The 12,553-nt window shown below is 54.6% G+C and carries 13 protein-coding genes; 10 read left to right on the top strand and 3 right to left on the bottom strand.

The genetic code is table 11. From position 1 onward, the window contains the following. Window positions 1–46 precede the first annotated feature (46 nt). From L463_RS13495 to L463_RS13505, 3 genes are all read left to right on the top strand, one after another. The gene (locus L463_RS13495; protein WP_023296023.1) at window positions 47–1,042 is read left to right on the top strand and encodes a LacI family DNA-binding transcriptional regulator; all 996 of its coding nucleotides are present in this window, start codon (window positions 47–49) and stop codon (window positions 1,040–1,042) included. A gap of 28 nt (window positions 1,043–1,070) precedes the next feature. After that, a complete protein-coding gene (gene fucA / locus L463_RS13500) occupies window positions 1,071–1,718 on the top strand; it encodes an L-fuculose-phosphate aldolase (RefSeq protein ID WP_023296022.1) in 648 nt (215 codons plus the stop codon). A gap of 115 nt (window positions 1,719–1,833) precedes the next feature. Then, a complete protein-coding gene (locus L463_RS13505) occupies window positions 1,834–3,195 on the top strand; it encodes an MFS transporter (protein WP_023296021.1) in 1,362 nt (453 codons plus the stop codon). A 32-nt stretch (window positions 3,196–3,227) separates the two neighbouring features. Here the strand turns inward: L463_RS13505 and L463_RS13510 are convergent, their stop codons facing one another. After that, window positions 3,228–3,719, bottom strand: a complete 492-nt coding sequence (locus tag L463_RS13510) for a YajQ family cyclic di-GMP-binding protein (RefSeq protein ID WP_017383179.1) — start codon at window positions 3,717–3,719, stop codon at window positions 3,228–3,230. A 125-nt stretch (window positions 3,720–3,844) separates the two neighbouring features. On the opposite strand from L463_RS13510, the gene panE reads away from it, so the two are divergent. The 5 genes from panE to L463_RS13535 all read left to right on the top strand — a co-directional run bounded on the left by panE (window position 3,845) and on the right by L463_RS13535 (window position 8,938). Then, window positions 3,845–4,756 carry a 2-dehydropantoate 2-reductase gene (gene panE / locus L463_RS13515; protein ID WP_023296020.1) on the top strand — a complete coding sequence of 304 codons (912 nt, stop codon included), beginning with the start codon at window positions 3,845–3,847 and terminating at the stop codon, window positions 4,754–4,756. Beyond that, on the top strand, window positions 4,719–5,312 hold the full coding sequence (yajL, locus tag L463_RS13520; RefSeq protein ID WP_023296019.1) for a protein deglycase YajL: 594 nt from the start codon (window positions 4,719–4,721) through the stop codon (window positions 5,310–5,312). The genes panE and yajL overlap by 38 nt, the downstream gene beginning before the upstream one ends. Window positions 5,313–5,612: 300 nt before the next feature. Next, entirely contained in the window at window positions 5,613–6,881 is a 1,269-nt protein-coding gene (locus L463_RS13525; RefSeq protein ID WP_032673151.1) for a PTS sugar transporter subunit IIC, read from the top strand. 12 nt (window positions 6,882–6,893) lie between these two features. Continuing rightward, entirely contained in the window at window positions 6,894–8,219 is a 1,326-nt protein-coding gene (locus tag L463_RS13530; protein WP_015571289.1) for a 6-phospho-beta-glucosidase, read from the top strand. After that, complete coding sequence (locus tag L463_RS13535) at window positions 8,216–8,938, top strand: glucosamine-6-phosphate deaminase (protein ID WP_017383175.1); 723 nt, start codon at window positions 8,216–8,218, stop codon at window positions 8,936–8,938. Before L463_RS13530 ends, L463_RS13535 begins: the two co-directional genes overlap by 4 nt. Window positions 8,939–8,964: 26 nt before the next feature. Here the strand turns inward: L463_RS13535 and L463_RS13540 are convergent, their stop codons facing one another. Continuing rightward, a complete protein-coding gene (locus L463_RS13540) occupies window positions 8,965–9,699 on the bottom strand; it encodes a GntR family transcriptional regulator (protein ID WP_017383174.1) in 735 nt (244 codons plus the stop codon). Window positions 9,700–9,768: 69 nt separating this feature from the next. Beyond that, the gene (gene thiI, locus L463_RS13545) at window positions 9,769–11,217 is read right to left on the bottom strand and encodes a tRNA uracil 4-sulfurtransferase ThiI (protein WP_006809903.1); all 1,449 of its coding nucleotides are present in this window, start codon (window positions 11,215–11,217) and stop codon (window positions 9,769–9,771) included. A 178-nt stretch (window positions 11,218–11,395) separates the two neighbouring features. On the opposite strand from thiI, the gene xseB reads away from it, so the two are divergent. Next, entirely contained in the window at window positions 11,396–11,638 is a 243-nt protein-coding gene (gene xseB, locus L463_RS13550; RefSeq protein ID WP_015571292.1) for an exodeoxyribonuclease VII small subunit, read from the top strand. Continuing rightward, the gene (gene ispA, locus L463_RS13555; protein WP_017383172.1) at window positions 11,639–12,538 is read left to right on the top strand and encodes a (2E,6E)-farnesyl diphosphate synthase; all 900 of its coding nucleotides are present in this window, start codon (window positions 11,639–11,641) and stop codon (window positions 12,536–12,538) included. The last annotated feature ends 15 nt before the right edge of the window (window positions 12,539–12,553 follow it).

The following is a 12,553-nucleotide window of genomic DNA, read 5'->3' as shown; positions in this document are numbered from 1 at the left end:
GCTTTATCAGCAGTTTTTTACGTACGTTAAGGATTGAGGCGTAGCGATGGCCAAAACAGTTGAACAGATAGCGAAGGATCTGAATTTATCCGTCACCACCGTGCGGCTGGTACTGAGCGGGAAAGCCGAACAGTATCGGATCAGCGTGAAAACACAGTCCCGAATTAATGAACACGTCGAGCGCTTCGGCTATACCCTCAACCATTCGGCGCGCAGTCTTAAGCTAAACAAAACCGAGACGCTGGGACTCATCGTGCCCAACATCTCGAACGTGTTCTTTGCAACGCTCGCCGAGAAACTCGAACTGCGCTGCCGCCGTTCGGGCTACCAGCTGATGATCAGCTGTACTTACAACGATGTGGATTACGAAAATAAGCTGGTCAAAGCCCTGATAGCGCGCAACGTGGACGGCTTGTTTATCGTTCCCTCGACGCTGGAAAACCAGCAGCATCATTTGCGGCAGATCCAAAAACCACTGGTGCTACTCGACCGGGATTTTGGTTTTACTGACAACGCGCTGGTTGAGAGTCATAACGAGGCCGGGGGGGATGAACTGGCCCGCAACATGCTGGCAGAGAGAAAAATGCCGCTCTGGTTCCTTGTGGGCGATACCGCACTGCCCAGTATTACGGACCGTCTGAACGGCTACTTACAGGCCCTGAAAACAGCCGGTATTCACCATCGCGAGTGGGTCATCGAAGGACCGGACAATACGCCGGAGGGCGGATATGCCCTGATGGATTCGCTTATCGACAGCCAGGGTGTTCCGCAGGCGTTTATCGCCTCATCGTTACCCGTTCTGGAAGGGGCAATCGAAGCCCTGCGGACGCGTACCGGCACCGTGCCCCAACACATCAATATCGGCACCTTCGATGAGCACCCCATGCTGGGGTTCCTGCCAAACAGCGTCTGGTCCATGCAACAGGATGAAGATACCTGGGCGGAAAAAGCGTTTGAACTGATGCAGCGAGCCATCGACGGCGAAGCGGTCAACGAGACGGCGAAAGTCGATATGAAGCTGGTCAAACGTTCCCGCCAGTAAAAATAAAACTGTACCCGGAGAATAAAAAATGGAACGAGCCCGATTAGCCAGAGACATTATCGACACCTGCCTTGAGATGACCCGCATGGGGTTAAATCAGGGCACCGCCGGCAATATCAGCGTTCGCTATCGCGACGGCATGCTGATTACGCCGACCGGAATTCCCTACGAGCATCTGACCGAAGAGAGTATCGTCTATGTAGATGCACAGGGGCGACACGAAGAAGATAAACTGCCCTCCAGCGAATGGCGTTTTCATCAGGTTGTGTATCAGACCCGCCCGGATGCTAACGCCGTCGTCCATAACCATGCGGTTAACTGTACCGCCGTCTCGATACTCAACCGCCCCATTCCTGCTATTCACTATATGATTGCCGCCGCCGGGGGAAACTCCATTCCCTGCGCCCCTTACGCGACCTTCGGGACGCGCGCGCTGTCAGAGCATGTCGCGGTCGCGTTACGCGATCGCAAAGCGACGCTCTTACAGCACCACGGCCTGATAACCTGCGAAGAAAATCTTGAAAAGGCACTGTGGCTGGCGCAGGAGGTAGAGGTGCTGGCAAAACTCTACCTGACCACGCTGGCGATAGTGGATCCCGTTCCGGTACTCAGTGACGATGAAATTGCCATTGTTCTTGAGAAATTCAAAAGCTACGGATTGCGCGTCGAGGCGTAATTTTTTTATCCGGGGGTGCTTTTATCACACCCTCGTAATATCTCTTAAACAAACACCTATTTACCGCACTTATCACCCCGCCTAAACTATGGCCTGCTTTTTGGTAGAGGTGGTAATGAACGATTATAAAATGACGCCAGGCGAACTGCGTGCGACCTGGGGTTTAGGGACTGTTTTCTCGCTGCGGATGCTTGGCATGTTTATGGTCCTGCCCGTTCTGACCACATATGGCATGGCGTTACAGGGTGCCAGCGAAGCGCTGATTGGTCTGGCGATTGGTATCTACGGTCTGGCGCAGGCGATATTCCAGATCCCCTTTGGCCTGCTCTCCGACCGCGTGGGTCGTAAACCGCTGATTGTCGGCGGACTGCTGGTGTTTGTACTTGGCAGCATCATCGCCGCCCTCTCCCACTCCATCTGGGGAATTATTCTTGGGCGCGCCCTGCAAGGTTCCGGGGCGATTGCCGCCGCCGTAATGGCGCTGCTGTCAGACTTAACCCGCGAGCAAAACCGCACCAAAGCCATGGCGTTTATCGGCGTCAGCTTCGGCGTCACGTTTGCCATTGCCATGGTGCTGGGGCCTGTTATCACTCATGCGCTCGGCCTGCACGCCCTGTTCTGGATGATCGCGGTGCTGGCGACCATCGGGATCGCACTCACGCTGTGGGTTGTGCCTGACAGTAAAAACCACATCCTCAACCGTGAATCCGGGATGGTGAAAGGCTGCTTCAGCAAAGTCATCGCCGAGCCGCGCCTGCTTAAGCTGAACTTCGGCATTATGTGCCTGCACATTCTGCTGATGTCCACCTTCGTCGCCCTGCCCGGTCAACTTGCCGCAGCAGGTTTCCCGGCGGCAGAGCACTGGAAAATTTATCTGGTCACAATGCTGATCTCGTTTATCTCCGTTGTGCCCTTCATTATTTACGCCGAAGTGAAGCGCAAAATGAAACGCGTCTTCGTGGGCTGCGTGGCGTTATTGCTGATTGCCGAGATTGTGCTGTGGGGCGCTGGCCCGCATTTCTGGGAACTGATCGCCGGCGTACAGCTGTTCTTCCTGGCGTTTAATCTGATGGAAGCCCTGCTGCCGTCGCTTATCAGCAAAGAGTCTCCGGCAGGATACAAAGGCACCGCGATGGGCATTTACTCCACCAGCCAGTTTCTCGGCGTGGCGATCGGCGGGTCGCTCGGCGGCTGGGTGGACGGTCTGTTTGACTCCCAGACCGTTTTCCTCGCCGGTGCGCTGCTGGCGATGCTCTGGCTGTTTGTTGCCAGCACCATGAAAGAGCCGCGCTATGTAAGTAGCCTGCGGGTAGAAATTCCCGATGACGTGGCAATCGGTGACGCGTTAAAACAGCGTCTGGAAGCGACAGAGGGCGTGAGCGAAGTGCTGATTGTCCCGGAAGAGCGCAGTGCGTATGTCAAAATTGACAGCAAAGTGACTAACCGCTTTGAGGTGGAGCAGGCGCTGAAGGCCTGAAAAAATGCCCGGTTTAGCCGGGCATGATTGTCTTAATCGCGGAAGTTTTTAAACTGGAATGGCTGACCGAGATCGCCGCCACGCACCAGCGCCATCACGGATTGCAGGTCATCACGGGATTTTCCGGTCACGCGGATCTCTTCACCCTGGATCTGCGCCTGCACTTTGAGCTTACTGTCTTTGATAAGCTTAACGATTTTTTTCTGTACCGCGCTCTCAATCCCCTGCTTCAGCTTCGCTTCCACAAACCAGGTTTTGCCGCTGTGAACAAAATCTTCCGGTACATCGAGTGAGGTCCCTTCAATGCCGCGCTTGAGCAGCTTGGCGCGCAGGATATCCAGCAACTGGTTGACCTGGAAATCAGACTCGCTCAGGACTTTGATCGTCTTGTTCGCGTCGTTCAGTTCAATGGTCGCCTCAACGCCACGAAAATCGAAACGTGACTCAACCTCACGGACAGCATTTTCTACGCCGTTACGCGCTTCCTGCAAATCAACTTCAGAAACAATATCGAAAGATGGCATCTTTTCTTCTCCCTTCATTTTTGTTGCGTTGCATAATACCCGCAACGAGGCATAACGAGAAGCTTAGCTGATGGCGCTATACTTAGCGTCATAGCACCTGGCGCCGTTGCAGGTGAGGAGGAACGATGAAAGTAACAGTGCTTGGATGCGGAGCCCTTGGCCAACTCTGGCTTACAGCGCTATGCAAACAGGGACACGACGTTCAGGGCTGGCTGCGAATTCCCCAGCCCTATTGCAGTGTGAACGTAATTGGTACAGACGGTTCAATTTTCAACGAGTCTTTGACGGCAAACGATCCGGAATTTCTTGCCACCAGCGATTTGCTGCTGGTCACGCTGAAGGCCTGGCAGGTCTCCGATGCGGTGAAAAGCCTGGCCGCCCAGTTACCTGAAAGCACGCCAATCCTGCTGATTCACAACGGTATGGGTACCATTGAAGAGCTAAAATCTGTCCGGCAACCGCTGCTGATGGGGACAACCACCCACGCGGCACGTCGCGACGGTAACGTCATTATCCATGTTGCCAGTGGTATCACCCATATCGGTCCTGCGCGTGAACAGCCCGGCGATTACAGCTATCTTGCGGATACCCTGCAAAGCACGCTGCCTGACGTCGCCTGGCACAATAACATTCGCGCGGAACTGTGGCGCAAACTGGCGGTCAACTGCGCGATCAATCCGCTGACCGCCCTGCTGGATTGCCCTAACGGTGAGCTGCGCAAGCATCCCGATCGGGTAGCGCTGATTTGCCGGGAAGTTGCCGCCGTCATTGAACGCGAAGGCTACCACACCTCAGAGTCCGATTTACGTTATTATGTCGACCAGGTCATTGAGAGTACGGCAGAAAATATCTCCTCAATGTTGCAGGATATCCGGGCTATGCGGCATACCGAAATTGATTACATTACCGGTTATCTGTTAAAACGCGCCCGGGCACACGGTATTACCGTTGCGGAAAACAGCCGTCTGTTTGAGTTAGTAAAACGAAAGGAGAGTGAGTATGAGCGCATCGGCACTGGTATGCCTCGCCCCTGGTAGCGAAGAGACAGAAGCGGTCACCACCATTGATTTGATGGTGCGTGGTGGTATTAAGGTTACTACCGCCAGCGTCGCCAGCGACGGAAGTCTGGCGATTACCTGCTCGCGTGGGGTGAAGATCCTGGCGGATGCACCGCTTGTACAGGTGGCGGACGGTGATTACGACATTATCGTTTTGCCGGGTGGGCTGAAGGGTGCAGAGTGTTTCCGCGACAGCCCGCTGCTGGTTGAAACCGTTCGTCAGTTTCATCTTTCCGGGCGTATCGTCGCGGCAATCTGTGCGGCCGCAGGTACGGTGCTGGTTCCGCACGACATTTTCCCCATCGGGAATATGACCGGCTTTCCTGGCCTGAAGGACACAATTCCGGAAGACCAGTGGGTGGATAAACGCGTGGTCTGGGATCCGCGCGTTAACCTGCTCACCAGCCAGGGGCCGGGCACCGCCATTGATTTTGGCCTGAAGATTATTGACCTGCTGGTCGGGCGCGAAAAAGCGTACGAAGTGGCGTCATCGCTGGTGATGGCGGCGGGGATTTATAATTTCTACGAAGCCTGATGTCCTCCCGGGCTGGCAACGCGCTGGCCCGTCTGCCCTACAGAAATAGTGCAGCCAGCGTCACAGTTCTGCGATTCATTTTCCTGCCCTGAAGCGTCTCCCCACCGTTTTACCATTTCAAAAACCCTTTATTTTCAGGCAAATAATCAAATCTGCACCGCATTGCATGCCTGTTTGACAGGCTAAAAGAACCGTGAAAAACTGCATTCAACTGGTATATACCAGTTTAAAAATCCGCCAGCAAAGCCTGATAACATCAACAGCGGCGGGAGAGCAGAAATCTCTTCTGGAGTAAGCAATGTGATTACATTTCTTGAGCACAGAGTCATTCCTGTACTGATTCGCGTAGGCGAAAATAAAATACTGGTCGCCGTGCGCAACGGTATTGCGCTGACCTTACCCTTCACCATCACCGGTAGCCTGTTTCTCATTCTCGCCAATCTACCGATACCCGGCTGGAGTGAATGGCTTGGCCCGTTTGCCGAAAAGCTCAGCGCCCCGGAGGGCGTTACCTTTGGTGCGATAGGGCTGATTTCTGCGGTGGGTATCAGCTACAACCTCGCGAAGGAGTACAACCTCAACGCTATCACCTGCTGCATAGTCACGCTGGTGGTGTTCTTACTGGCGCAACTCAACGACAGCTATCAGCTCAACGTTGACAATCTTGGTGCGGCGGGGCTGTTTTCTGCCATCATCCTGGCGATTTTGACGGTGCACATCGTGCGATTTTTTATCCGGCACAACGTCGTGATCACCCTGCCGGAGGGCGTGCCTCCTGCCGTGGCGCAATCTTTTGCGAGCCTGATCCCCGCCGCGGTAGCAATCACTCTGATCTGGCTGATTCGGGTCATCCTGAATTTTGATATCAACCACTTCTTCACCCTGCTGCTCAGCCCGCTCGTCTCCGGCCTCGGTTCGCTGCCGGGCATGCTGGTGCTTATTTTTCTGATTTCGCTGCTGTGGTGCTGCGGCATACATGGCGACAACGTGCTTTCCGGCATCACCAGTCCCATTTTCCTGAAATACATCGCTGAAAATACTCAGGCCTATCTGCATCATCAGCCCATTCCCCATATTACCGCCGACGGGTTTTATATCGTCTTTATGTGCCTGGGCGGAACGGGCGCGACCATGGGGCTGGTCATTGCCATGCTGCGTTCCCGCAGTCGGCTGTACAAATCAGTGGGCAAGCTCTCCCTGCCCTCCGCGATATTTTGTATTAACGAACCTGTCATTTTCGGTTGCCCGATAGTCTTCAACCCACTGCTGATGATCCCGTTTACCCTGACGCCGATGATCCTGTGCATCTCAACCTGGTCGCTGATGTACTTCGACATCATTGGTCGCCCCGTCTTACAGATCCCCTGGACCATGCCGCCGATTTTCGCCGCATGGTTCGTGACCGGCGGCAATATCCCTGCCGTGATCTGGTCCGTCTGCACGCTGGTTATTTCCGCCCTGGTCTGGCTGCCGTTTTTCAAACTGGCCGAGCGCAAACAACTTGAAACCGAAGCGGCCGAAGAGAATGCCCGCCGCAACGCGGACACGCTTTCCGACCCCATCTTGTAAAAAGGAACCACGATGAAAAAGCTCAAGGTTGTCACTATTGGCGGCGGCTCCAGCTACACGCCAGAATTGATCGACGGTTTTATCAAACGCTACGCAGAGCTGCCGGTCACCGATTATTATTTGCTGGATATTGAAGAGGGAAAAGAGAAGCTGGAGATTGTCGGAAAGCTGGCCCAGCGCATGGTAGCTGAAGCCGGGCTCCCAATGAATATCCACCTGACGCTCGATCGGGAAGAGGCGCTGAAAGATGCCGATTTTGTCACCACGCAGCTGCGTGTCGGCTTTCTTGATGCCCGCATCAACGATGAAAAAATCCCGCTAAAATACGGCGTTCTGGGGCAAGAGACGACAGGTCCCGGCGGGTTTATGAAAGCTCAACGCACGATCCCGGTCCTGCTGGATATCTGTAAGGACATGGAAAGATGGTGCCCGAACGGCTGGCTGATTAACTTCACCAACCCGGCCGGGATTGTCACCGAGGCAATCACCCGCCACTCGGCCATTCGGACCATAGGCATTTGCAGTGGCGCAAACAGCATGATGATGGACATCGCCAAAGCCTACGGCGTGCAGAAGTCGGACGTTTACGCACGCATTATTGGTCTGAACCATCTTATTTTTGCCGACCAAATTTTCCTCAAGGGAGAGGATTATACCGACGACTTTATTGAAAAACTGGCCGAGGGCAGCGCAAATAACTCCCTGAAAAATATACCGGACATTGGGTTTAGTGCCCGCTTTGCCAGGGCACTCCACATGTACCCTATCTCCTACCTCAAATACTATTTTTTGACCCGCGAGATGACCGACGCCGCGCTGCGCGATGCAAATACTAAGGGAACCCGCGGCGAGCAGACGCGCGAAATTGAGCAACGGCTTTTTACGCTTTATCAGGACCCCCATCTCGCGCACAAGCCGAAAGAGCTGGAGCAGCGCGGAGGCGCCTGGTACTCCGATACTGCATGCTCGATCATCAGCGCTATTTATAACGATAAAAAAGAGATCCACGTCGTAAATGTTCCTAACAGGGGCACAACACCCGATCTGCCGGATCACGTTACGCTGGAAACCAACGCCATGATCGACCGAAACGGCGCGCATCCCCTCGCCTATGGCAGGCTGCCCGTGAAGATCCGCGGCCTGATCCAGAGCGTGAAGGCCTATGAAGAGCTCACCGTTGAGGCCGCTGTCACTGGAAATTACGACACGGCGCTGCTGGCGCTGAGCGTAAATCCCCTTGTGCCTTCTGCCGCCGCGGCAGAACAGATCCTTAATGAATATCTTGAGGTCAACCACCGTTATTTACCCCAGTATGCTAAACGTAAGGACGCACAATGAACGTAGAACAGACAGACGATTATGCGGCGCTGAGTGACGCCGTGGCGAAAGCGGTCATTGAAACCGTTACGCAAAAACCCGATGCGCTGATTTGCATCGCGGGTGGAGATACGCCGCTGGGCGTTTTTGCCGCGCTTGTGCACGCCAGCAAACAGGGTAGGGTCGATTTTTCCCGTGCGGCATTTGTTGGCCTGGATGAGTGGCTGGGGCTCGGTCAGGCCGATAAAGGCAGCTGCCGGGAGATGGTATGGGGCCATTTCTTCAGCCACCTGGCCCTGCGCGACGATCAGATCTGTTTCTTTGATGGCCTGACGCAATCCCCCGAGGAAGAGTGTCAGCGTGTGGATAACTTTATTACGGCCCACGGTGGGCCTGACATCATTGTGTTGGGGATCGGTATGAACGGCCATATCGGCTTCAATGAACCGGGCGCCGCCCTCGATACCGGTTGCCACATCGTGGACCTGGATGCGGTGACGCAGGCCGTTTCGGTTAAATACTTCGGCCAGCAGCGTCATATCCGTCAGGGCATTTCGCTGGGGATGAAGACTATCCTGGCCTCACGGGCCATTATTTTGATGGCAAGCGGCGAGAAAAAAGCCGACATCATCGCAACAACCGTCAATTCCGCACCGGACCCGGCGGTTCCCGCGACGCTGTTAAAGCCGCACCCACGGTTAAGGATCATTGTCGATAAAGCGGCAGCCGCTAAGCTGTAAAAGAGAAACAGGCGCTGATGCGCCTGTTATCGTTTGATATGCATATTCTTGACGCGGAAAATATCTGCCCGGTTGTAGCTGATGGAGAAGTTAAATGCTCTACCGTCATCGAGGCGCGTGACTTCGGTAATTTTCAACATCGGCTGGCCTGGCAGAATATTGAGATGGGCCGCCAGCTCCTCATCAAAAAGATCCGCTTCAATCAGTGAATCGGCGTCGCTGATTTTCTTACCGGTAAAGTCTTCAATATAGCCATACAGCGATCCCTCTTCGAGAATAGCCTGCGGAACAGTGGCAACCACCTTGTGAGGAATATTGCTGTCTTCAATTAACACCGGCTGTCCGTCCAGTAAACGGATACGGCGAATAAACCAGACATCATCACCCTGCGCAATTTCGAGGTGCTGTGCCAGCGCCGCGTCGGCGTGAAGGGTCGTCAACGTCAGCAAGCGGCTGGTTACGTTGACCCGCCCCTGAAATTCACGGGAAAACCCGAGAATACTGTCACTCTTTTCATTATTCAGAATGTAAATATTGCTGGCAGTATTCTTTAAAACAAACATGCCCTTGCCGTGGATACGCTCGATATACCCTTCCTGTACCAGCATCGCCATGGCTTTCTGAACCGTTACGCGCGTAACGTCATAAATACCGGCAAGATCGCGCTCCGACGGAATGCTTTCGCCCTTTTTGTAGACTTCATTGAGAATATCTTTTTTGATTCTCTCTTTGATTTCCCAGTACTTATGTTTTTTTTCCATTGTCGATTACCCGGCCAAAAAGAGCATAGAATCGCAGGCCCGGTAGCGCTCGCGCCACCGGGCGAGAAACTACGGGCGATACACCTTCACGTTCGCGAAGCCCTGCTCACGCAGATACAGCGCCTGCAAACGGCTCATGACCCCACGTTCGCACCACAGCAGATACGTTTTGCTCTGGTCGAGATCGCCAAACTGGGTGCTCAGCTTGTAGAACGGCAGCGAAACCACCTCGACGCCTTCCACCTGCAACGGCTTGTCATCCTGCTCATCAACAGAACGGATATCCAGAATCGTATCGTTAGCACCGAAGCCGCTGACCGTCTCCACCTCAACCACTTCCTGCTCGGTCTGCTGAGCGATCTCACGGATATCGATGTTGGACGCTTCCGCCACCACTTTTTCCAGGATGCTGAAATCGAAGTTCTCTTCTTCCGCTTCGATCTTCGCCTTCACCGCTTTGATGGTTGGACTTTTTGAGATCACACCGCAATATTCCGGCATGGTGCGGGCAAAATCTTCAGTACCGATTTTACGCGCCAGATCGATGATGTGCTCTTTATCGTGAGAGATCAGCGGACGCAAGATCAGCGTATCAGACACGTTATCGATAAGACGCAGGTTAGTCAGCGTCTGGCTGGAGACCTGCCCCAGCGCTTCACCGGTGACCAGCGCCTGCACGCCGTAGCGCTCAGCCACTTTGGACGCCGCACGCACCATCATACGTTTCAGCACCACGCCCATCTGGCCGTCGTCCACTTTTTCGAGGATTTCGCCGACCACCGGCTCAAAGTTGATCGCCACAAAACGCACGCGGTGAGAGCTGCCGAAGCGGTTCCACAGGTAATGCGCCACCTGACGTACGCCGATTTCATGCGCCGCGCCGCCCAGGTTAAAGAAGCAGTAGTGCACGCGGCAGCCACGACGCATCAGCATATAGCTGGACACGCCGGAGTCGAACCCGCCGGAGATCAGCGACAGCACATCTTCCTGAGTGCCGATAGGGAAACCGCCAATACCTTCATAACGACCCTTGACCAGCAGCAGGCGATCGTTTTCGATCTCAAGGTTAACGGTGACGTCCGGGTTAGTCAGGCGCACGCGCGCCGTTTCAACGTGCTGGTTCAGACCACCACCGACGTAGCGCTCAACCTCAATAGAGCTAAACTCATGCTTACCCCGGCGCTTCACGCGCACGCAGAACGTTTTCCCTTCGATCTGGTCGCGGTACTGCACCAGCGCCTTTTCGAAGATATCGTGCATATCGGTGAAGGGAACGTCTTCCACTTCCAGAATATGGTGAATACCCGGGATACGGGTCAGCGCGTCGCGAATATCAAGACGTTTGTTTTCGTCTTTCGCGCGGACTTCTACGTGGTCCCAGTGACGCACCACGGCGAGCGTTTCGTCGTAGTGTTTTAATACGTTACGAATGTTCCCGGTGAGAATTTTAATAAAGCGCAAACGCACGGATTGGCTTTTGATGGTGATTTCAGGGAACAATTTAATGATAAACTTCATGGCGGCAATGTTTCTTAGGCAAGCTTATAAAGGCTTGTAGTGGAAAATGATACAGCAGCCCACACCCGTGGCTGCATCCAGGCGCGCAAGTATACCACCATCGCGCCACTCGCGTTATTTGATAATTGCCCCGAGTCCGTTACCATGTCAGGGCGAAAAATTTAAGAGTCAATTCACTATGCCGAAGAAAAACGACGCACCGGCCAGTTTCGAAACTGCGCTGAGTGAACTGGAGCAGATCGTTATCCGTCTTGAGAGCGGCGATCTCCCGCTGGAAGACGCGCTCAACGAATTTGAACGCGGCGTGCAGCTCGCGCGCCAGGGGCAGGTAAAACTCCAGCAGGCCGAGCAGCGTGTGCAGATCCTGCTTTCCGACAGCGAAGACGCTAAAACCACGCCATTCACACCGGACGCCGAGTAAATGGATTTTTCCAACGCGCTTCAGGCGCGCGTCATCCGCGCCAACGATGCGCTGCGCCGATTCATTGAGCCGCAGCCTTTTCAGAACACTCCACTGGTTGAAGCCATGCACTATGGCGCACTCTTGGGGGGTAAACGCCTGCGTCCGTTCCTGGTGTATGCCACGGGCAATATGTTCGGTATCAGCGATAACACGCTGGACGCCCCGGCAGCCGCCGTGGAGTGTATCCACGCCTATTCGCTGATCCACGATGATTTGCCGGCCATGGACGATGACGATCTGCGTCGCGGTCAGCCAACCTGCCATATCAAATTTGGCGAAGCGAATGCCATTCTGGCGGGGGATGCGCTGCAAACCCTGGCCTTCTCCATTCTGAGCGATGCGCCGATGGTTGAGGTGAGCGATCGCGATCGTCTGGCAATGGTGTCCGAACTGGCAATGGCCAGCGGCGTCGCCGGGATGTGCGGCGGCCAGGCACTGGATTTAGAGGCTGAAGGGCGTCAGGTTACTCTGGAACAGCTGGAGCGCATCCACCGTCACAAAACGGGCGCACTGATTCGTGCAGCCGTTCGCCTGGGCGCGCTGAGCGCGGGTGAACGCGGGCGTAAAGCCCTGCCGGTTCTGGACAGATACGCAGAAAGTATCGGTCTGGCATTCCAGGTTCAGGATGACATTCTGGATGTGGTGGGCGATACTGCAACATTGGGAAAACGTCAGGGTGCGGATCAGCAGCTTGGCAAAAGTACCTACCCCGCCCTGTTGGGCCTTGAGCATGCCCAACGTAAAGCCCGGGATCTGATAGACGATGCCCGCCGGTCGCTGAATGAGCTGGCCGCGCAATCGCTGGATACCTCGGCACTGGAAGCGCTAGCGGACTACATAATCCAGCGTGATAAATAAACTATAAATCTCGAT

The organism is Enterobacter sp. BIDMC 27 (assembly GCF_000534415.1).
GTDB lineage: Bacteria > Pseudomonadota > Gammaproteobacteria > Enterobacterales > Enterobacteriaceae > Enterobacter > Enterobacter hormaechei_C.
Note: the sequence above shows the minus strand (reverse complement) of the source record. Positions and strands in the feature narration are given on the sequence as shown.

What these genes read in the sequence shown, in the direction of transcription:
- xseB (WP_015571292.1), top strand. Translation starts at nt 11,396, where the DNA reads ATGCCGAAGAAAAACGACGCACCGGCCAGTTTCGAAACTGCGCTGAGT.
- L463_RS13540 (WP_017383174.1), bottom strand. Translation starts at nt 9,699, where the DNA reads ATGGAAAAAAAACATAAGTACTGGGAAATCAAAGAGAGAATCAAAAAA.
- L463_RS13510 (WP_017383179.1), bottom strand. Translation starts at nt 3,719, where the DNA reads ATGCCATCTTTCGATATTGTTTCTGAAGTTGATTTGCAGGAAGCGCGT.
- L463_RS13530 (WP_015571289.1), top strand. Translation starts at nt 6,894, where the DNA reads ATGAAAAAGCTCAAGGTTGTCACTATTGGCGGCGGCTCCAGCTACACG.
- ispA (WP_017383172.1), top strand. Translation starts at nt 11,639, where the DNA reads ATGGATTTTTCCAACGCGCTTCAGGCGCGCGTCATCCGCGCCAACGAT.
- panE (WP_023296020.1), top strand. Translation starts at nt 3,845, where the DNA reads ATGAAAGTAACAGTGCTTGGATGCGGAGCCCTTGGCCAACTCTGGCTT.
- fucA (WP_023296022.1), top strand. Translation starts at nt 1,071, where the DNA reads ATGGAACGAGCCCGATTAGCCAGAGACATTATCGACACCTGCCTTGAG.
- yajL (WP_023296019.1), top strand. Translation starts at nt 4,719, where the DNA reads ATGAGCGCATCGGCACTGGTATGCCTCGCCCCTGGTAGCGAAGAGACA.
- L463_RS13495 (WP_023296023.1), top strand. Translation starts at nt 47, where the DNA reads ATGGCCAAAACAGTTGAACAGATAGCGAAGGATCTGAATTTATCCGTC.
- L463_RS13505 (WP_023296021.1), top strand. Translation starts at nt 1,834, where the DNA reads ATGAACGATTATAAAATGACGCCAGGCGAACTGCGTGCGACCTGGGGT.
- L463_RS13535 (WP_017383175.1), top strand. Translation starts at nt 8,216, where the DNA reads ATGAACGTAGAACAGACAGACGATTATGCGGCGCTGAGTGACGCCGTG.
- thiI (WP_006809903.1), bottom strand. Translation starts at nt 11,217, where the DNA reads ATGAAGTTTATCATTAAATTGTTCCCTGAAATCACCATCAAAAGCCAA.